Here is a 1185-nt window from a genome sequence, read left to right on the forward strand (position 1 = left end):
GCAGGACATCAATTGTCACTGGCGTGTCTTCGTCAGTGACAGCGGTATCATCTTTTGCCACTGGCGCATCGTTGACTGGTGTGACATCGACGTTCACCGTGGTGGACTCTGATACCCCACCGGACGTGACGATGTACGTGAAGCTGTCTGTACCGTGGTAGTTGTCGTTTGGTGTGTAAGTCACGCTGCCGTCCGGGTTGACCGAGACCGTGCCGTTGGCTGGACCGTTATTGGTATCCAGCGACACCACTTTGTCGTCGCCTTCGAACGTGTCGTTACCTAAAACCTTGATGATGGTTGCCGTGTCTTCCACAACCGTCGCTTTGTCTGCCACGATGTCCGCCACAGGCGCTACCGTGAAGTTCACCGTTTGGCTGACGCTTTCACCGCTTGGATCGGTAGCAGTAAAGGTCAACGCTTCTGAGCCGTTCCAGTCTGCGGTTGGAGTGAACGTAGCAATACCATTGACGATCGCCACTTGAATGTTGCTATTACCAGAGACGCTAAACGTTAACTCACCATCAACATTATCCACATCGCTGAAAGCGGTATTCAGATCGATGCTGTATGGCGTAAAGTCTTCTGCCAAGGTTTGGTCTGCAATGCTGCTTTCAACCACAGGCGTGTCGTTTACGGCATTTACGGTGACATTGACCGTCGCTTGGTCAGTCAGTGCACCATCGGTGACGGTGTAAGTAATTTCAGCGTCACCATGGAAGTTCTCAGCCGGTGTGAACACCAACTTGCCGTCAACAATTTCAACCTTACCTTGTGCTTCAGGTACAGACGCTGATTGGATAGACAGCGTATCGCCATCAATATCGGTGTCGTTTGGTAGGACATCAATTGTCACTGGCGTGTCTTCGTCAGTAACAGCGGTATCATCTTTTGCCACTGGCGCGTCATTGACTGGTGTGACATCGACGTTCACCGTGGTGGACTCCGATACCCCACCGGAGGTAACGATGTAGGTGAAGCTGTCTGTACCGTGGAAGTTGTCGTTTGGCGTGTAGGTTACGCTGCCGTCCGGGTTGACCGAGACCGTGCCGTTAGCTGGACCGTTGTTGGTATCCAGCGACACCACTTTGTCGTCGCCTTCGAACGTGTCGTTACCTAAGACCTTGATGATGGTCGGCGTGTCTTCCACAACCGTCGCTTTATCTGCCACGATGTCCGCCACAGGCG

1 protein-coding gene is annotated in these 1185 nt (G+C 52.9%); it reads right to left on the minus strand.

Annotated elements, in window-relative coordinates:
- A partial coding sequence (locus NL626_RS22885) for a tandem-95 repeat protein (protein WP_253657776.1) occupies nt 1-1168 on the minus strand: 1168 nt, incomplete at its 3' end.
- Nucleotides 1169-1185 lie beyond the last annotated feature (17 nt).

It is taken from the genome of Vibrio sp. Y58_MX_L22 (genome assembly GCF_024181865.1).
Taxonomy (GTDB): domain Bacteria; phylum Pseudomonadota; class Gammaproteobacteria; order Enterobacterales; family Vibrionaceae; genus Vibrio; species Vibrio alginolyticus.